The sequence below is a fragment of the Herbiconiux sp. SALV-R1 genome, assembly GCF_013113715.1.
Classification (GTDB): Bacteria; Actinomycetota; Actinomycetes; order Actinomycetales; family Microbacteriaceae; genus Herbiconiux.
Genome location: NZ_CP053344.1, coordinates 3,282,740 through 3,299,271, shown reverse-complemented (window position 1 = coordinate 3,299,271; position 16,532 = coordinate 3,282,740). Strand labels below are relative to the sequence as shown.

The window sequence follows — 16,532 nt, the reverse complement described above, 5'->3', positions numbered from 1 at the left end:
GCGTCACTCGCCCGGTGCCGCTGCCGACAGTCGGGAGGCCAGCTCGCGGTAGAGGGCGCCGACGCGCGGGCTGGCGTTGCAGCCCACCCAGAGCACGATGCGGTCGCCGCCCTCGGAGGTTGCTTCGGGCATCCACTCGGCAACCCACGCCGAGACGGCGGAGCGGATGAGCTCGCCTCGCGGGGCGATGACGAGCAGGCCGTGCGGCACCAGGTCGCGGCGCAGCCAGGTGAGGTTCACGCCCGCCGGGCGTGGGAGCTCCCTGATCTGGATGGGCGACACGATTTCGATGTAGACCTGCCCGTAGGCGTCGGCCGGCAGCTCGCTCAGGATGCGCCGGATGGGCGTGAGGTCGGTGGTGTCGCCGGCCAGCAGCACGTGTGCGGTCTCGCCGTCGGCGAGGGGGAAGCTCTCCATGCACCTAATTTAGGTAAGCCTTACCTTAAGTGCAAGACCCGGATTTCCTCAACCCTGACGTGATCCGGTGCAGCGTCACCTCTCGCAGCTCCCCGTCGTCGGCCACCGCGGTGAGGTAGGTGCGGAACGGCTGACGCCGCCGATCGGTCGGCGACCCGGGGTTCAGCAAGCGCAGGCCGTGGGGGGTCGTTGTGTCCCACGGAATGTGGCTGTGCCCGAACACCAGCAGCGTCGGTGCGGATGCGTCGGCCGGGTCGGGCCTGAAACGCGCGTCCATCCTGCGCTCCCGCCCGCCGGCAGCCCCCGTCTCGTGCACGACGGCCATCCGCACCCCGTCGACCTCCGCGAACGCGACCTCGGGCAACCGTGCCCGCAACTCCGGCCCGTCGTTGTTCCCCCACACCCCGATCAGCCGCCCGCTCACTCCCTCCAGCACGTCGAGCGTCGCGACATCGACCCAATCCCCCGCGTGCACCACCACGTCAGCCCCATCGACCGCCGCCAGCACCTCCCGCGGCAGCCCCTTCGCCCGCTTCGGCACATGCGTATCCGCCACCACCACCACCCGCGTCACCATCCCCCCAGCGTGCCACGCCCCGTCCCCCGCTGCCCCGCCTTTGCGCCCCGCTCCGGCTCTGCGGGCCCAGCACCGACGATGTAGTCCTGACTGGCACCGAGTTGCGAGGCGAGCTGCCTTTGAGTCAGCCCCCGCTGCGTGCGGGTGTGGCGCAGCATGTCGCTCAGTACTCGGGGATCGACTGTACGCGCGCTGTCGATGGTGATCTCCTCCGCACGGAGCTCTTCGATCGTTCTACGCGACCGGAAAATCCCGATCACGTGGTCTGATCGGGAAATTCCGATCGCCGGTCTCCCGCAGGCGGGGCTTGCGGATGCGTGAGCCCCGCCCCGGCGTAGGGTGGCGGCGAGGGGAGGTGGGGCGTGTCGGTGGTGATGCGGGCGGTGGGGCCGGTGTTGAGGGTGCGGCGGGCGGTGGGGGCGAGGCCGCGGCGGGTGGAGGAGCTCGAGGCGACGCTGCGGGGGCGGGTGTATCCGCGAGCGGCGGGGGTGCCGCGAGGGCTGCGGGAACGGTGCGAGGTGCGGGAGGAGGTGGTGGGCGGGCATCCGGTCATCACACTGACGCCGCGGGAGGGCGCGAGTGGGGTGCGGGTGGTGCATCTGCATGGCGGGGCGTACGTGCATCCGCTCGTGGTGCAGCACTGGTCGTTCTTGGGGGCGCTCATCGCGGCGAGTGGGGCGACGGTGACGGTGCCGCTGTACGGATTGGCGCCCGAGTTTACCGTCGACGACGCCCTGCCGTTCCTCGCCGAGGTACGCCGGCGCGTGTTCGCCGACGCCGACGGTGGGCCGGTGTTCTTCTCAGGTGACTCGGCCGGCGGGGCGCTCGCGGTGCAACAGGCGCTCCACGCGCGACGCGACGTGACCGCCCCAGCGAATGCGAGCGCCGCGACGGCGGCGGGGGTCGTGCTCGTGTCGCCGTGGCTCGATGCGGCGCTGGCCGATCCGCGGGTGGCGGCGATCGTCCCGCGCGACGCCATGCTCGAGCCCGAGCGCCTGCGCATCAGCGGGAGGCTCTGGGCGGGCGACCGCGACGTGAGGGATGCCGAGGTGAGCCCGCTGTTCGCCGACCGGCAGGCGCTCGCCGGGTTGCCGCCCGTGCGCATCGTCCAGGGCGGCCGCGACGTGATGCTCCCCGACGCCACGACGTTCGCCCGCACGCTGCGCCGCGCCGGAGTCGACGTCGACCTGCGCATCTACCCCGACGGCTTCCACAACTTCCCCGCCGTCCCGGCCCTTCCCGAGTCACGCGACGCGATCGCGTGGATCGCCGACTTCCTCCACGCCTGAACGCCGAGCGACCGCGCGCCGGCCGACCACGCGCAAACCACGCGCAGACCACGCCCCCGACCTCACACAACGCACACCCCCGTCGTCTGAGAGAGTGAGGAGCCCCGCATCCGGGGCCAGGAGACAGGAGTCGCATGAAGATCGCGGTCGCAGGAGGAACGGGTGCCGTCGGCTCCCTCGTCGTCGAAGAGGCCCGCGCCCGCGGCCACGAAGCCGTCGCGCTGGCCCGCTCGGCGGGCGTCGACCTCACCACCGGCCGCGGTCTCGACACCGCCCTCGAGGGGGTGGCGGTCGTGGTCGACACGTCGAGCGTCCAGACCCAGTCGGCGAAGGCCTCCACCGAGTTCTTCACGACGGCGACACGGATGCTGCACCACGCCGAACTGCAAGCCGGCGTCGGTCACCACCTGGCCTTGTCGATCGTCGGCGCCGACCGGGCACCGCACGACTACTACGCCGGCAAGCGCGCCCAGGAGCTGCTGGTGGCTGAAGGTCCGGTGCCGTGGACGCTGCTGCGCGCCACCCAGTTCCACGAGTTCGCCCCGCAGATGCTGGCGCGCCTCGGCTTCGGCCCGCTGGCGCTCGCCCCCACGATGCGCACGCAGCCGATCGCGGCCCGCGAGGTCGCCGAGCACCTCGTGACGCTGGCCGAGCAGGGCCCGTCGGGCGAGGTCGCGCCGCTGGCCGGCCCGCGGGAAGAGAACCTTGCCCGCATGATGCGTGCCCACGACCGGGCCGCCGGGCGCCGTCGCGCCGTGCTCGAGATCGCGCTGCCGGGGCCGTTCGGGCGGGCGCTGCGTGACGGCACGATCCTTACGGGGCCCGATGCGGTGCTCGGCCGGCAGAGCTTCGACGAGTGGCTCGCGGAGCGCGCGCCGGGGCGCTGACGCCTTTCGCGAATCACCCGACCGAAGCCGGAGCGGCTACTCCGCCGGAGCCGTGCCGTCTTCGCTCGTCCCGGTGTCTCCGGTGTCTCCGGTGTCGCCGCTGCCGTCGCCGCCTTCCGTGCCCGACGTGCCGTCGCCCTCGGTCGCCCCGTCGCCCGAGGCGGCCCCGCCGCTGGCCTCGGTGAACACCTCCGTGATGAAGGTGTTGAGCGCATCCGTGTCATCGAGCGCCCCGGTGTACGCGGTGCCGTCGAAGATGAGGAGCGGCACGGTGCTGAGAGCGGTGACGTCGGAGTTCGGGATGCTCGCCCTGGCCCGATCGGTCGCCCCCGTCACCCAGTCGGAGAATTCGTCACCACGGATGCACGAGGCGATGCCCTCGTCGGTGATTCCCGCATCCTGCACCAGCTTCACGAGCTCGTCGTTGCTGAGCCCGCCGTCGGGGAGCGTCGCCTGGGCCGCGACCAGCGCGTTGTGGGCGACCAGCGCGGCGTCAGGCAGCCCGTTCGCCACGCAGGCGAACGCGTTCGCGGCACGCGCCGCATAACTGCCGGGACCCTCGAGGGCCACCGGGTGCAGTTCGAGGCTGGCGTAGCCGGCCGACACGTAGCCCTGCAGGGCGGCGCCGTTCGTGGTCTCGAAGGTGGAGACGTCGGCGCTGGAGTAGTCGACGTACTCGGTGAGGCGCAGCACCTCGGAGTCGTCGAGTTCGGAGGCCACCGGTGACTCGCCGGGCTGCAGCGCGGCGGTGGTGGTGGCGGTCGTGGTGCTGCCGTCTCCGGAGAACAGGATGCCGTCGCTCAGCATGTTGGCGGGCCCCACGAAGGTGGCCCGGATGCCGTTGTACACCGCGAACCCCACCCCGGCCAGGATGGCCACCGCCACCACGATCGAGCCCGTGACGAACAGGATGCGATTGCGGCGACGTCGGGCCCGCTCCTCCTCGCGCTTGATGCGTGCGAGTTCGCGCGAGAGCGCCTGCCGGTCCTTCTTCGACAGACCGTCGTAGAGGGCCTTCTCGGACTTCGCGGGGCTCATGCGGCGGCTTCTCCTCGTTCGTGCGGGCGGCGTGCGCGTGCGCGCCCACCCACACTAGTGAGGAAAGCTATGAACCCGCTCGGCGCGCCCCCGCGCCACGCACGTCGCCGCGGGCCTCAGCGGGCGAGGACGTGGCGGGGGGTGTCGCCGAAGGCGGCGGTGTAGTGGCGGGCGAAGCTGCGGGGGTCGAAGCCCCAGCGGCGGGCGATGCCGCCGACGGTGTCGCCGCGAGTGGGGTCGGCGTCGACGAGGTCGTGGTGGGCGGCCGAGAGTCGAACCCGGCGGAGCGCGTCGGCGGCCGTGCCCCGGGTGGGCGAGTGCCAGCGGAACGCCGCGTCGAGCTGACGGGCCGGCAGCCCCGCGGCCCCGGCGATGTCGTCGATGCTGATGGGCAGCGAGGCGTTGTCGTCGATGAAGGTCATCCCCCGCCGGTAGCCCGAACTCAGCGCCTCGACCGTCGCGCGGCGGTCGGCCGGTTCGCCACCGCGGAGCGGGAACCATTCGAGCACGGTCGCGGCGAGGTGGCGGTAGTAGCCGGCGGCCGCGAGCGGGCTCTCGAGCACGAGCTCCCGGTTCGCGACGGTGAACATCAGTGTCTTGGCGAGCAGCCCCGACCCGGTCGTCGACACCGGGTCGGAGCTGTCGAAGACCGGCCTGAGGCGGTCGTCGGCGAACATCACCCGGGCCGTGCGCTCGAGCGCGGCGGGGTCGAAGCTCACGCAGCTCACCTCCGCGTGCGACACGAGGGCTCTGAGGCGCACGTGGGGCCGCACGAGGAACGGGCCGGCCGTCGCGTCGCCGTGCTCGCCGCCCCCCGACCACTCGTAGCGCCCCGTCGAGATGCCGATGGTGAGGTAGTCGCTCAGGGCGTCGATGTCGGCCTGTCCGGCGATGGAGCACTGGTTGATGAAGAAGTCGGAGGTGCCGATGATGTCGTCGCGCATCGACGCTCGCGAGTCGGTGAGCCGGTAGCTGCCGTACTGTTCGCGCATCCGGGATTCCACCGCGTCGGCGTCGGCGGCGTAGTACGTGGAGCGCGTGGCGTGCGGTGCCGGGAGCGGTGGTGCCGGGAGCGGAGGTGCCGATACCGAAGGTGCCGAGACCGGTGGCGGCGCCTGGAGCGCACCACCCGGCACCGCGTCGTCGCGCGTCATCGTGCCAGCGTCTCTTTCGGGTACTCCCCGTACACCCGCCGGTGCTCGGCGGCGAAGCGGCTGAGGTGATCGAATCCCCACCGCCGGGCGATCTCGGCGACACCGGTGGAGGTGGCATCGCCGGCCTCGAGGTCGGCGTGCGCGGCGGAGAGCCGTACCGTGCGCAGGTACGCGGTGGGGGTGGTGTCGAGCGTGCGGCGGAACGCCCCCTGGAGCCCGCGCACGCTGAGGCGGCTGGCGGCGGCGATGTCGGGAAGGCTGATCGGCAGCCCCGCGTTGTCGTCGATGAACTGCAGCGCTCGCCGCACGGATGCGGGGAGGGCCCGGTCGCGGCTGGGGGCCGGGCTCTCCAGCACGATCGGGAAGCAGGCGAGTGCCGTGGCGAGGAGGGTGTCGATCGCCGAACGCCTGGTGAGCTCGTTGTGCAGCAGCTCGGGGTCGGTGAGCACTCCCGAGACGTAGGCGACGGCGTGCTGCCAGTGCCGCGCATCCGCCGGCGAGGTGGCCGCCACGGAGTCGCACCGGAACCGCGCGACAGCGGCCCGCGGGTCGGCCCCGGCGAGTTCGGCGAGCGCGGTGAGGTCGAGGTTCACCAGCAGCAGGTCGAGGTCGGTCGACGTCGACGCCACCCGGCCGGGCCTCAGCAGGAACGGATGCGCGGGGTCGACGTCGACCCCGTTCGACGATGCGAGGTACATGCCCGCGGTTCGCTGGCCGATCGCCACCAGGCTGTCGAGATCGACGGAGAGCTCCGCCCGGTCACCGATCTGGAGGTGGGCGAGCGTGGCGCGGTGATCGCCGACCAGGCGCTGCCGGAAGCTGAACGGGGCGCCGACCCCCCGCACCGTGCCCTGGCGGTACACCCGCCCGAGCAGTCTCTCGGCCTCGTGGGCGTCGCGGGTGGCCCGATCCTCCTCCACGATCATGGCGACACCTCCTGTGAACAGACTCACCTTACGGCGCGGCTCGGCCTGCCGCACGCCAGGGGCGCGCCCGGCGCACTCAGGCCTCGGCCGAGCGCTCCTGCAGGTACGAGCAGAGCGACGCGGCGACCTCGAGCTCGGAGGCGAGGGCGTGCAGCTGCGCGGCGTCGAGCTCGATGTCTTCGGTGCGCGCGTTCAGGGTGATGCTCCAACGGTGTTCGCCGATGCCCACGGGCTGCATGTACACGTCGGTGGGAGCGTTGCGCAACGGCACCACCACGAGACCGGTGTCGGCGCCGTCGGTGCCGTCTTGAACGAGGACGTTGACCAGGAGCCCGCCTTCGCGGGAGGAGCGGAAGTCTTCGAGCCACTGCTCGAGAACCTCTTTGCTTCGGAAATCCATGCCCTGCCTTTCTCGGCACGGCAGTCTTCCGCGCTCTAGAGCCTTACGAACGTAACATCATCCACCGACACCCGCCTGGGGTTGACGCGGCCCGGCTCCGTCGGTCAGCCGACCGGGATCCGCTCCAGTGCTCCGCGCATCCGGATCAGATCGTCGGCATGGGCGTCGAGGCGGAAGTCTTCGGCCGAGATCAGGGGCAGGGGCGCGACGGGGCGGGCTCCCTCGTCGCCGAGGTCGACGAAGATGCTCATGCACTGCGTCGTGAGCTGCAGCTCGTGCGGAGTGCGGGGTGAGCCCGAGCGCACGCGCACGGCGATGTGCATGCTGCGCTCGCCGGTGTGGATGAGGCGGGCGTCGACCTCCACGATGTCGCCGATGCGGATGGGGCGGAAGAAGTGGATGCCGCCCGAGTAGACCGCCACCGCAGCCTCCGAACTCCAGCTCGCCGCGCAGGCGTAGGCGGTCTCGTCGATCCATCGCATCACGGTACCGCCGTGCGCGTTGCCGCCGTAGTTCGCGTCGCCGGGTGCGGCGAGGAAGCGGAACACGGTGCGCGGGGTGGTTCCGGCGTCGGAGTACTCCTGCGCAAGCATGGCGTCGCGGATGGCGCGCCGCGGGGCGAGGCGTTCCTCGGCGCGGTCGTGCAGCATCCGGTCGCCCTCCGTCACGGGGGTCCAGGCGGGCACCTCCTGCGGCGTGCCCTCGGCGTCGACGGCCACGAAGACGAGGAGGCAGTGGGTGGCGGGCGTGAACTCGCGGCTCCGCACGTCGGCGGCGCCGACCGTGACGAGCACCTGCATGCTCGTGCGGCCGGTCTGGATGACGCGCGCCCGCGCCTCGATCATGTCGCCGGCGGCGATGGGGCGGGTGAAGTGCACGTTGCCCACGTAGGCGGTGACGCAGTAGGAGGCGCTCCAGCCGACGGCGCAGGCGAAGCCCGCCTTGTCGATCCACTCGAGCACGCGGCCGGCGGCGACGGTGAGCCCGCCGGCCGCGGTGTCTTGCGGTGCGGCGAGGAAGCGGAGGGTCACGCTGTCGTTCATGCCCTCAGGATGCCAGTGAGCGCGCGCATTCTGCGCGACTTTTCGCACCCCGAGAGGTGCAAGATCGGCCCTTCTTTCGCTTCTGTCAAGCCCCGGCCGGATGCGCGCCTCCGTCGCCCGCGGGAGTACGGTGACCGGCATGATTCGGGTGGGCACCTCGGGCTGGAGCTACGACCACTGGAACGACGTGCTCTACCCCTCGGGCACGCCCTCCCGCGCCCGGCTCGACCACTACCTCCGGCGCTTCGACACCGTCGAGCTCAACGCGAGCTTCTATCGTTGGCCGCGCGACGACGGCTTCCGCCGCTACCGCGAGCGCCTGCCCGAAGGGTTCCTCCTCTCGGTGAAGGCGCCGCGCGGCCTCACCCACGCCAAGCGCCTCCTCGAACCCGAGACCTGGATCGGCCGGCTCACCAGCGGCCTGCACGAGCTCGGCGACCGGCGCGGGGTGCTGCTCGTGCAGCTGCCGCCGACGATGGCGCGCGACGACGCGCGGCTGGAGTACTTCCTCGCGGCCCTGCCGGAGTGGATGCCTGTGGCCGTCGAGTTCCGGCACCCCAGCTGGAACGACGAGGCCGTGTTCCAGCTGCTCGAGAGGGCCGGCGCGTCGTACTGCGTGCTGAGCGGAGCCGGGCTGCCGTGCGTGCTGCGGGCCACAAACGAGCTGGTCTACGTGCGGATGCACGGGCCCGATCACGAGCACCTCTACGGAGGCTCCTACTCCGACGACGACCTGCGGTGGTGGGCCGACCGGCTGAGGGAGTGGGAAGGGTCGGGGAAAGACGCGCTGGTGTACTTCAACAACGACGGGGGCGGGAACGCGGTGCGGAATGCCGACACGTTGAGGTCATTTCTGTACTGAGACCAATTAACCTATGCTGACGGCATGACAGTCTTCGTCGACGAAGGAGTGGGGCGACGGTTCGTGCCGTACGCCGAGGGTCTCGCGCTGCAGTCACGGTTGCACGACGAGGTGGCTGCGGGAGTCTCGCCGCCCACGGTCGTGCTGCTCGAGCACGAGCCGGTCTACACCGCCGGCAAGCGCACCGAGCCCTCTGAGCGCCCGGTCGACGGCACTCCCGTGATCGACGTCGATCGAGGGGGCAAGATCACCTGGCACGGGCCGGGCCAGCTCGTCGGTTACCCGATCGTGCGGCTGCCCGACCCGATCGACGTGGTCGCCTACGTGCGGTCGCTCGAGGCGCTGCTGCTCGACGTGGTGGGGGCGTTCGGCATCGACGCGCATCGCGTGGAGGGGCGCTCGGGAATCTGGGTGACCGAGGGGGCTCGCGAGAGCAAGCTCGGCGCTATCGGCATCCGCGTGGCGCAGGGGGTGACGACCCACGGCTTCGCGCTCAACTGCTCGAACTCGCTCGCGGCGTATGACGCGATCGTCGCCTGCGGTATCAGGGATGCGGGGGTGACCACGATGAGCGCGGTGATCGGCCGGCGGGTCGAGCCGGTCGACGTCGTGGGGGAGGTGCGGGCGCGGTTCGTGCAGCCGGGGGCCGCGCGCGAGCTGGCGGGGGTCGTGCGATGAGTGGGTGCGGGCCTGTGGGTGGTGGTGCAGCATCCGCTTCTCTGCTCGCCGGTGCGGCCCCGGCGCACGCTCCGGGGGAACGACGGATGCTGCGGCTCGAGGTGCGCAACGCGGAGACGCCCATCGAGAAGAAGCCGGAATGGATCAAGACCAAGGCCCGCTTCGGGCCGGAGTATCAGCACCTGCAGTCGCTCGTGAAGACGCAGGAGCTGCACACGGTGTGCCAGGAGGCGGGCTGCCCCAACATCTTCGAGTGCTGGGAGGACAAGGAGGCGACCTTCCTCATCGGCGGCTCGCAGTGCACCCGTCGCTGCGACTTCTGCCAGATCGACACCGGCAAGCCGGCCGACTACGACCGCGACGAACCGCGGCGGGTGGCCGAGTCGGTGCGGGCGATGGGGCTCCGCTACGCGACGGTGACGGGCGTGGCCCGCGACGACCTGCCCGACGAGGGGGCGTGGTTGCATGCGGAGACGGTGCGGCGCATCCACGAGCTGAACCCGGGGACGGGGGTCGAGATTCTCGCCACCGACTTCTCGGGCGACCCGGCCCTGCTGTCGGAGGTGTTCTCGTCGCGGCCGGAGGTGTTCGCGCACAACGTCGAGACGGTGCCGCGCATCTTCAAGCGCATCCGTCCGGCGTTCCGCTACGAGCGGTCGCTCGACGTCATCACGCAGGCGCGGGCGGCGGGGCTCATCACGAAGTCGAACCTCATCCTCGGCATGGGCGAGACGCGGTCGGAGGTGTCGCAGGCGCTCGCCGACCTGCACGGCGCCGGATGCGACATCATCACGGTCACCCAGTACCTGCGGCCGTCGCCGCGGCACCTGCCGGTGGCGTCGTGGGTGAAGCCGGAGGAGTTCGTCGAGATCAAGGAGGAGGCCGAGGAGATCGGGTTCCTCGGGGTGCTCGCCGGCCCGCTGGTGCGGTCGTCGTACCGGGCCGGGCGGCTGTGGGCGCAGTCGATGCGGCGCAAGGGCTGGGAGATCCCGCCGGCTCTCGCCGGGCTCGGCGCGGGTGCCGAGGCGGGGTTCGCGCAGGCGGTGTGAGGGGGCGCGCGCGGCGCGCTGCTCAGCGCCTACGGGCTCAGCGCTGACGGCGTCGGTCGCCTGGGGCGCGAAACAGGTTCGGGTAGCGCACCCGCGCCACCACCACCGCGAGAGCGAAGAGCCCGGCGAACAGCAGCAGGCCCGCCGGATTGCCTCCCGTCGCGTCGAGGACGACGGGCACGGCGACGAACGCGAAGAACGCCACCACGGCCGCGACGGCGAGCACCCCGATGACCGTGCGCCTGATCGAGCGGCGGCGTCCCGGGTCGTCGGTCATCCCTCCATGTAACACCTCCCGTACGCCCTCGGCGACGATGCCGGCGACGACTATGATGAGAGAACCTCATATACTGCTAGGTGGCCCCGGTGTTCGTCGTCTCCTTTCTCGTCGCTGCTCTTCTCGTCAGCCCTCTCCCTGCTGACGCGCCGTGGCCCCCTGTGCCGGTCGGCGATCCTGATCCCGTGGTGGTGGAGGTGCCGGCGGGGTGGCCGGAGGCCGCCAAGACGGAGGCGTGGCGGTGGGTCACCGTGCAGCAAGACACCCGAGCCTGCCTGCTGCGGCACGGGCTCGACTACCGCTTCGAGGCGCCATGGCCAGACGGGGTTCCACCCTCGGCGTGGGAGTCCGTGTTCGCAGAGCCGTCGTGGCCCGCTCCCGTGCCGGCGGTCGTCACGGCCTGCTTCACCCGCGCGCTCGATCTCTCGGGGCGCCCGCCCGACCGCCGCGGGCTCGCGAAGGCCCTGGCATGATGATCGGCATGCAGCAGCGAGCCGATTTCCTCACCGTGGCGACCGCCGATCTCGATGCGGCGCGGGCGTTCTACCGAGATGGGCTCGGGTGGGAGCCGCTGCTCGACGTGCCGGGCGAGATCCTGTTCTTCCAGGTCGGGCACGGCCTCGTGCTCGGTCTCTTCGACGCCGAGGCCTTCGACCGCGACCTCGAGGGCGACACCACCGCTCCCGACAACGCAGCGCCGGTGCCGAGCGCCCCGGCCGCTCCCACCGGATTCACCCTCTCGCACAACGTGCAGACTCCCGACGAGGTCGACGAGGTGGTCGAGCGCATGCGGGCGGCGGGCGGCACCGTGCGCAAGCCGCCGCAGACCGCGGCCTTTGGCGGCCGCCACGGGCACGTCGTCGACCCCAACGGCGTGCTCTGGGAGATCGCCCACAACCCGGGCTGGAGCGTCGACTCCGACGGCACGGTGCGCCTCCACGCCGTGGGGTAGGGCACCCGGTTCGGCGAGCGATCGCCCGGCCCCGCGCATCCGCCCGCACCCGGTGCCGACACCGAGACGCTCGGGTAGGCTCACCGTGTCATGCGCCGCACCGAGATCACCCCGCGTCCGAACTGGCGCGAGCGCTGCGACGCCGTCGGCTTCACCTTCTACGACCTGGAGTCGGAGGGCGGGCGGCCCTACTGGAGCGAAGCCGCCGCCTACGTGTTCGATCCGTCCGAGATCGAGCTGCTCGAGCGGGCGACCGCCGAGCTGTTCGCCCGCTGCATGGACGCCGTCGAGTTCGTCGTACGCGAGGGCCGCTTCGACGAGTTCGGCATCCCGCAGCAGTTCCACGCCCTCGTGCGCGACTCGTGGAACGACGACGACCCCACCGTCTACGGCCGTTTCGACCTCGCCTACCACGACGGCCGAGCCCGCGCGGGCGATGCCCACCGCGCATCCGCCCCCACCGTCACACTGCTCGAGTTCAACGCCGACACCCCCACCTCCCTTGTCGAGACCGCGGCCGCCCAGTGGCAGTGGCTCGAGGAGCAGCAGGCCGCGGGCGTGCTCCCCGCCGACGCCGACCAGTTCAACGCCGTGCACGAGCTGCTCGTCGAGCAGTGGGAGCACATCCGTTCGGCTCGCTGGGGCGTCGCCCCCGGCGCCCGCCTGCACCTCGCGTCGCTGCGCGACGCCGGAGACGGGGAGCTCATCGTCGAAGACTTCGACACCGTCGCCTACATGGCCGAGACGGCGAAGGCCGCCGGCTTCGACCCGAAGCTCGTGTTCATGGAAGACCTCGCGTTCAGTGTCGACCGCGGCGTCTTCCTCGACGCCGACGACGAGGAGGTGCACCGCATCTTCAAGCTGTACCCCTGGGAGTGGATGATCACCGAGCAGTTCGGCGCGTTCCTCCCCAACAGCCGCTTCGTCACGCGCTGGGTCGAACCGCCCTGGAAGCTCCTGCTCAGCAACAAGCAGCTGCTGGTGGTGCTCTGGGAGCTGTTCCCCGGGCATCCGAACCTCCTCCCGGCCTTCACCACTCCGGATGCGCTGCCCACCCCCGGCGCCGGCCACGTCGCCAAACCACGCCTCGGCCGCGAGGGCGCGAACGTCCGGGTGTTCGACGGGGCGGGCGCCGTCGTGGCGCAGAACGACGGCGGCTACGGCGAGGAAGGGTTCGTGTTCCAGGAACGCGCCCGCTTCTCGGCGATCGACGGCAAGACACCGGTGATCGGCAGCTGGGTGGTCGGCGAGACGCCGGCGGGCATCGACCTGCGCGAGACCGGCGGGCCGATCACGGGCGACCTCGCCGAGTTCGTGCCCCACGTCATCCTGCCCGCGGGAACGGAGAGCATCTGATGGCCGCTCGCACCAGCAAGCTCGAGCTGAGCGGCATCGGCGCGGCCCACCGCGCCCGAGCACGTGCCGGTGGCGCCGGCCTCTCGCCCGCCGCGACGCGCGGGGTGGCTGTCGCCTCGATCGCCGGAGCCGTGCTCGCACTCTCGGGGTGCACCCCCACCGACGAGGGCATCGTGCTGGAGGGCGCCGACGGCCAGAAGTACGTCGTCCCTGACAGTGCCGAACGCCCGATGTACGACTCGAAGGAGGCTTGCATCGCCGACGTCACCGAGCAGATCGCCATCCTCGAGCGCCAGGGCGAACAGATCGTCGACACCCCCGAAGACCTCTGCGAGCCTTCGAGCAACTATCCCAGGGCGCACTACGGCCACGCCTGGCTCGGCCCGATCCTGTTCGCGGGCTCGCGCTGGGCGTCGCCCAACGTCGCCGGCTGGTCGAACGTGTCGTCGGGCGGATTCGCCGCCCCGGGCTCCAAGCTGCAGAGCGACGTGGTGTCGCCCGCGCCCGCGGGGGCGCAGACCGGGGAGCGCGCACCCCTCAAGAGCGGCTTCGGCTCGTCGGGCAAGTCGGGCTTCGGCTCCACCGTCGGCGGCTGAGCGGATGCGCGGGCCGGCCCGATGTCGGTGGTCGCCGCCATGATCGGTCCATGAACGACACCGCTCCGGATGCCACCGCCTTCGATCCCCACGACGGCACCTGCGCCTGGGCCAACGGCAGCCCCGCCATGCGCCGCTACCACGACGCGGAGTGGGGCGTGCCGAGTCACGACGACCGCCATCTCTTCGAGATGCTGTTGCTCGAGGGAGCCCAGGCCGGCCTGTCGTGGTCGACCATCCTGGGCCGCCGCGCGGGCTACTCGGCGGCGTTCCGCGAGTTCGACGTCGAGGCCGTCGCCCAGATGAGCGACGGCGAGCTCGAGGTGCTCATGAACGAGCCCGGCATCATCCGCAACCGTCTGAAGATCTACGGTGCCCGCAAGAACGCACTGGCCTTCCAGCGCGTGCAGCAGGAGTTCGGCTCGTTCGCCGCCTACCTCTGGGGCTGGGCACCGGGCGGCGAGCCGATTGTCGCGCATCCGCGGGGTCTCGGCGACCTCCCGGCCACCAGCGAACTCTCCGACCGCCTCAGCAAAGACCTGAAGAAGCGCGGCTTCACCTTCGTCGGCTCCACCATCGTCTACGCCTACCTCCAGTCGACGGGCGTGGTCGACGACCACGTCGACACCTGCCCGCGCAAGGGCGTCGCGCCATGAGCGGTGTCACCGCGCCCGCGCGATTGTCCGACAAACGGGCGAGTGCCGCTGCCGAGCGGCATCGCGGCGGATAGGCTCGGGTCATGGCTTCCAGCGACTTCTCCGTGCCCCAGCAGCGCAAGCTCGTCACCGAGCTGCCCGGCCCCCGCTCGCGTGAGCTGCACGCCCGCCGCCGCGCGGCGGTCTCGCGCGGTGCCGGAACGCTCGCCGACATCTACATGGACCACGGTTCCGGCGCCATCCTCGTCGACGTCGACGGCAACCAGATCATCGACCTCGGCTGCGGCATTGGGGTCACCACCATCGGCCACGCGCATCCGGAGGTCGCGGCGGCCGCCGCCGCGCAGGCCGACAAGCTCACCCACACCCTGTTCACGGTCACGCCGTACGAGAACTACGTGAAGGTCGCCGAGAAGCTCGCCGAGATCACGCCGGGCGACTTCGAGAAGCGGTCGATCCTCGTGAACTCCGGGGCGGAAGCTGTCGAGAACGCGGTGAAGATCGCCCGCAAGTTCACGGGCCGTCGCGTCATCGCCACGCTCGACCACGCCTTCCACGGCCGCACCAACCTCACCATGGCGATGACCTACCGCCCGTGGCCCGAGCGCGCCGGCATGGGTCCGATGCCCGGCGACATCTTCAGCGTGCCGATCAGCTACCCCTTCCGCGACCCCGAGGGTATGACGGGCGAGGAGGCCGCCGAGCGCACCATCGACTACATCGCCACGCACATCGGCGCCACCGAGCTGGCCGCCCTGTTCGTCGAGCCGATCCAGGGCGACGGCGGCATCATCATCCCGGCGCCCGGCTACTTCAAGCGCCTCAGCGAGTTCTGCACCGAGAACGGCATCGTGTTCGTCGCCGACGAGATCCAGGCGGGCATCGCCCGCACGGGTGCCTGGTACTCCATCGAGCACCACGGGGTTGTTCCCGATCTGGTCACGAGCGCGAAGGGCATCGCGGGCGGCTTCCCGCTCGCCGCGGTCACCGGCCGCGCCGAGATCATGGATGCGGTACAGCCCGGCGGCATCGGCGGCACCTTCGGCGGCAACCCGGTCTCCACCGCGGCGGCCCTCGCCGTGTTCGATCTCGTCGAGCGCGACAACCTCATCGGTGAGGCGCAGCGGGTCGAGAAGGCGTTCTTCGACCGCATCGGCGACTGGCCGTCGCGCTTCCCGATCGTTGGAGAAGTGCGCGGCAAGGGCGCGATGATCGGCGTCGAGCTCGTGCTGCCGGGCACGAAGAAGCCGAACCCGGAGGCGCTGAAGGCCGTCATCCAGCACGCCGCGTCGCAGGGCGTGATCGTGCTCGACGCCGGCAGCTGGGACAGCGTGCTCCGCTTCCTCCCGTCCGTCGTCATCAGCGAAGAGCTCATCGACGACGCCGCGACCGTCATCGAGCAGAAGCTCGCCGAGCTCTCCGCCTGACCCGCGCATCCGCTCGCCCCACCACGTTCTTGCGGACAAAGTCCGTCCGAATTCACGTTCGGACGGACTTTGTCCGTAAGGAAGTCGTGGCCGGGCCCCGAGGCGGGCGCCGCTCAGGCGATCGCGGTGAAGCGCGCCCGCCGGTGCGCGGGCTGCTCGATCTCGTCGACGATCGCGAGGGCGAGGTCGGCTGCCGAGATGGTCGAGGCACCCGACTCGTCGCGGAGCAGCACGTCACCGCCACGGGTGTACGTGCCTTTCGTCTCGGTGCCGAGCCACGACCCGAAGTCGGCGGGCGGGCTCACGTAGAACCAGTCGAGCGATTCGGGGCTGGAGTTCAGCAGCTCGAGGGCGTTGAGCCCGGTCTCGATCTCGGGCTTCACCTCGGCGGGCAGCTGTTCGTGGGTGACGTCCCAGAGGCGGGGCCCACCGGGCTCGACCTGCAACGAGGATGCGCCGCCGACGTACCCGAGGCGGGTCTGCGTGCCCGAGAGGCGCTCCACGAGCTCCGACACGATCGGCTCGAGCTTGCCCGCCATGTCACCCCGAGGCGACAGCGCGACCACCACGGCGTCGCGATCCTGCACGACCGAGTCGAGCACCTCGGAGTCGAGCGCCGACCCCTCCACGTAGTCGACCCCGGCGACGGGCTGCTCGACGGTCGAGCGGCTCACCGCGGTGACCTCGTGCCCCCGCTTCTGCGCTTCGGCGACGATCGCCGCCCCCGCGTATCCCGTACCGCCCAAGACCGTGATGCGTGCCATGCCGTCCTTCTCTCCTCGTGACTCCGCCACCCTACGACCCCCACCGCCCCCGCGTAAGTACGCACCTCCCGGTAAGCCCCCACCCCGCCCTCCCGCCGCGACCACTCCGCCTACCGCACCCGAACTCGATGGAGTTCGGAGGTGCATCCGGAACTCGACGGAGGCGGGAGCGCCGAACGACCGC

At 71.3% G+C, this 16,532-nt stretch carries 20 protein-coding genes; 11 read left to right on the top strand and 9 right to left on the bottom strand.

Going from position 1 to position 16,532, the window contains the following annotated elements; all coding sequences use genetic code 11:
- Window positions 1-3: 3 nt before the first annotated feature.
- Both HL652_RS15765 and HL652_RS15760 read right to left on the bottom strand, forming a co-directional pair.
- Window positions 4-417, bottom strand: a complete 414-nt coding sequence (locus HL652_RS15765; protein WP_171706187.1) for an SIP domain-containing protein — start codon at window positions 415-417, stop codon at window positions 4-6.
- 25 nt (window positions 418-442) lie between these two features.
- A complete protein-coding gene (locus tag HL652_RS15760; RefSeq protein ID WP_171706186.1) occupies window positions 443-994 on the bottom strand; it encodes a metallophosphoesterase family protein in 552 nt (183 codons plus the stop codon).
- A 362-nt stretch (window positions 995-1,356) separates the two neighbouring features.
- Here HL652_RS15760 and HL652_RS15755 point away from each other — a divergent pair, with 362 nt between their 5' ends.
- The gene (locus tag HL652_RS15755) at window positions 1,357-2,283 is read left to right on the top strand and encodes an alpha/beta hydrolase fold domain-containing protein (protein ID WP_171706185.1); all 927 of its coding nucleotides are present in this window, start codon (window positions 1,357-1,359) and stop codon (window positions 2,281-2,283) included.
- 134 nt (window positions 2,284-2,417) lie between these two features.
- Window positions 2,418-3,170: an SDR family oxidoreductase gene (locus HL652_RS15750; protein ID WP_171706184.1), complete on the top strand. Its 753-nt coding sequence runs from the start codon at window positions 2,418-2,420 to the stop codon at window positions 3,168-3,170.
- Window positions 3,171-3,206: 36 nt separating this feature from the next.
- Here HL652_RS15750 and HL652_RS15745 read toward each other — a convergent pair whose 3' ends face one another.
- The 5 genes from HL652_RS15745 to HL652_RS15725 all read right to left on the bottom strand — a co-directional run bounded on the left by HL652_RS15745 (window position 3,207) and on the right by HL652_RS15725 (window position 7,731).
- Window positions 3,207-4,208 (bottom strand): DsbA family protein, encoded by a 1,002-nt coding sequence (locus tag HL652_RS15745; RefSeq protein WP_171706183.1) that lies wholly within the window; start codon window positions 4,206-4,208, stop codon window positions 3,207-3,209.
- Between the two features lie 116 nt (window positions 4,209-4,324).
- Window positions 4,325-5,362 carry a helix-turn-helix transcriptional regulator gene (locus HL652_RS15740; protein ID WP_171706182.1) on the bottom strand — a complete coding sequence of 346 codons (1,038 nt, stop codon included), beginning with the start codon at window positions 5,360-5,362 and terminating at the stop codon, window positions 4,325-4,327.
- Complete coding sequence (locus HL652_RS15735) at window positions 5,359-6,288, bottom strand: helix-turn-helix transcriptional regulator (protein WP_171706181.1); 930 nt, start codon at window positions 6,286-6,288, stop codon at window positions 5,359-5,361. The genes HL652_RS15740 and HL652_RS15735 overlap by 4 nt, the downstream gene beginning before the upstream one ends.
- 76 nt (window positions 6,289-6,364) lie before the next feature.
- Entirely contained in the window at window positions 6,365-6,688 is a 324-nt protein-coding gene (locus tag HL652_RS15730) for a hypothetical protein (RefSeq protein ID WP_171706180.1), read from the bottom strand.
- Window positions 6,689-6,792: 104 nt separating this feature from the next.
- Window positions 6,793-7,731, bottom strand: coding sequence for an acyl-CoA thioesterase (locus HL652_RS15725; protein WP_171706179.1), 939 nt, complete (start codon window positions 7,729-7,731; stop codon window positions 6,793-6,795).
- A 139-nt stretch (window positions 7,732-7,870) separates the two neighbouring features.
- On the opposite strand from HL652_RS15725, the gene HL652_RS15720 reads away from it, so the two are divergent.
- From HL652_RS15720 to lipA, 3 genes are all read left to right on the top strand, one after another.
- A complete protein-coding gene (locus HL652_RS15720; protein ID WP_171706178.1) occupies window positions 7,871-8,593 on the top strand; it encodes a DUF72 domain-containing protein in 723 nt (240 codons plus the stop codon).
- A gap of 24 nt (window positions 8,594-8,617) precedes the next feature.
- Window positions 8,618-9,271 carry a lipoyl(octanoyl) transferase LipB gene (gene lipB, locus HL652_RS15715; RefSeq protein WP_171706177.1) on the top strand — a complete coding sequence of 218 codons (654 nt, stop codon included), beginning with the start codon at window positions 8,618-8,620 and terminating at the stop codon, window positions 9,269-9,271.
- Window positions 9,272-9,357: 86 nt separating this feature from the next.
- Window positions 9,358-10,320, top strand: a complete 963-nt coding sequence (gene lipA / locus HL652_RS15710; RefSeq protein ID WP_171707396.1) for a lipoyl synthase — start codon at window positions 9,358-9,360, stop codon at window positions 10,318-10,320.
- Window positions 10,321-10,357: 37 nt separating this feature from the next.
- Here the strand turns inward: lipA and HL652_RS15705 are convergent, their stop codons facing one another.
- On the bottom strand, window positions 10,358-10,597 hold the full coding sequence (locus HL652_RS15705) for a hypothetical protein (protein ID WP_171706176.1): 240 nt from the start codon (window positions 10,595-10,597) through the stop codon (window positions 10,358-10,360).
- A gap of 80 nt (window positions 10,598-10,677) precedes the next feature.
- Here HL652_RS15705 and HL652_RS15700 point away from each other — a divergent pair, with 80 nt between their 5' ends.
- The 6 genes from HL652_RS15700 (at window position 10,678) to HL652_RS15675 (ending at window position 15,584) form a co-directional block, all read left to right on the top strand.
- Complete coding sequence (locus HL652_RS15700) at window positions 10,678-11,070, top strand: hypothetical protein (RefSeq protein ID WP_171706175.1); 393 nt, start codon at window positions 10,678-10,680, stop codon at window positions 11,068-11,070.
- Window positions 11,067-11,549, top strand: coding sequence for a VOC family protein (locus HL652_RS15695; protein ID WP_253743340.1), 483 nt, complete (start codon window positions 11,067-11,069; stop codon window positions 11,547-11,549). The genes HL652_RS15700 and HL652_RS15695 overlap by 4 nt, the downstream gene beginning before the upstream one ends.
- 90 nt (window positions 11,550-11,639) lie before the next feature.
- Window positions 11,640-12,905: a glutathionylspermidine synthase family protein gene (locus HL652_RS15690; protein WP_171706174.1), complete on the top strand. Its 1,266-nt coding sequence runs from the start codon at window positions 11,640-11,642 to the stop codon at window positions 12,903-12,905.
- Window positions 12,905-13,501, top strand: a complete 597-nt coding sequence (locus HL652_RS15685) for a hypothetical protein (RefSeq protein WP_171706173.1) — start codon at window positions 12,905-12,907, stop codon at window positions 13,499-13,501. Before HL652_RS15690 ends, HL652_RS15685 begins: the two co-directional genes overlap by 1 nt.
- Window positions 13,502-13,551: 50 nt before the next feature.
- The gene (locus tag HL652_RS15680; protein WP_171706172.1) at window positions 13,552-14,157 is read left to right on the top strand and encodes a DNA-3-methyladenine glycosylase I; all 606 of its coding nucleotides are present in this window, start codon (window positions 13,552-13,554) and stop codon (window positions 14,155-14,157) included.
- Window positions 14,158-14,240: 83 nt separating this feature from the next.
- Window positions 14,241-15,584: an aminotransferase class III-fold pyridoxal phosphate-dependent enzyme gene (locus tag HL652_RS15675; protein WP_171706171.1), complete on the top strand. Its 1,344-nt coding sequence runs from the start codon at window positions 14,241-14,243 to the stop codon at window positions 15,582-15,584.
- 113 nt (window positions 15,585-15,697) lie between these two features.
- On the opposite strand, the gene HL652_RS15670 is transcribed toward HL652_RS15675, so the two are convergent.
- Window positions 15,698-16,348, bottom strand: coding sequence for an NAD(P)-dependent oxidoreductase (locus HL652_RS15670; protein WP_171706170.1), 651 nt, complete (start codon window positions 16,346-16,348; stop codon window positions 15,698-15,700).
- Between the last annotated feature and the right edge of the window lie 184 nt (window positions 16,349-16,532).

Coding starts and splice junctions, on each gene's coding strand:
- HL652_RS15690 (WP_171706174.1), top strand. CDS start 11,640: ATGCGCCGCACCGAGATCACCCCGCGTCCGAACTGGCGCGAGCGCTGC.
- HL652_RS15695 (WP_253743340.1), top strand. CDS start 11,067: ATGATGATCGGCATGCAGCAGCGAGCCGATTTCCTCACCGTGGCGACC.
- HL652_RS15750 (WP_171706184.1), top strand. CDS start 2,418: ATGAAGATCGCGGTCGCAGGAGGAACGGGTGCCGTCGGCTCCCTCGTC.
- lipA (WP_171707396.1), top strand. CDS start 9,358: ATGCTGCGGCTCGAGGTGCGCAACGCGGAGACGCCCATCGAGAAGAAG.
- HL652_RS15745 (WP_171706183.1), bottom strand. CDS start 4,208: ATGAGCCCCGCGAAGTCCGAGAAGGCCCTCTACGACGGTCTGTCGAAG.
- HL652_RS15685 (WP_171706173.1), top strand. CDS start 12,905: ATGGCCGCTCGCACCAGCAAGCTCGAGCTGAGCGGCATCGGCGCGGCC.
- HL652_RS15680 (WP_171706172.1), top strand. CDS start 13,552: ATGAACGACACCGCTCCGGATGCCACCGCCTTCGATCCCCACGACGGC.
- HL652_RS15725 (WP_171706179.1), bottom strand. CDS start 7,731: ATGAACGACAGCGTGACCCTCCGCTTCCTCGCCGCACCGCAAGACACC.
- HL652_RS15735 (WP_171706181.1), bottom strand. CDS start 6,288: ATGATCGTGGAGGAGGATCGGGCCACCCGCGACGCCCACGAGGCCGAG.
- HL652_RS15670 (WP_171706170.1), bottom strand. CDS start 16,348: ATGGCACGCATCACGGTCTTGGGCGGTACGGGATACGCGGGGGCGGCG.
- HL652_RS15720 (WP_171706178.1), top strand. CDS start 7,871: ATGATTCGGGTGGGCACCTCGGGCTGGAGCTACGACCACTGGAACGAC.
- HL652_RS15765 (WP_171706187.1), bottom strand. CDS start 417: ATGGAGAGCTTCCCCCTCGCCGACGGCGAGACCGCACACGTGCTGCTG.
- HL652_RS15730 (WP_171706180.1), bottom strand. CDS start 6,688: ATGGATTTCCGAAGCAAAGAGGTTCTCGAGCAGTGGCTCGAAGACTTC.
- lipB (WP_171706177.1), top strand. CDS start 8,618: ATGACAGTCTTCGTCGACGAAGGAGTGGGGCGACGGTTCGTGCCGTAC.
- HL652_RS15760 (WP_171706186.1), bottom strand. CDS start 994: ATGGTGACGCGGGTGGTGGTGGTGGCGGATACGCATGTGCCGAAGCGG.
- HL652_RS15740 (WP_171706182.1), bottom strand. CDS start 5,362: ATGACGCGCGACGACGCGGTGCCGGGTGGTGCGCTCCAGGCGCCGCCA.
- HL652_RS15675 (WP_171706171.1), top strand. CDS start 14,241: ATGGCTTCCAGCGACTTCTCCGTGCCCCAGCAGCGCAAGCTCGTCACC.
- HL652_RS15705 (WP_171706176.1), bottom strand. CDS start 10,597: ATGACCGACGACCCGGGACGCCGCCGCTCGATCAGGCGCACGGTCATC.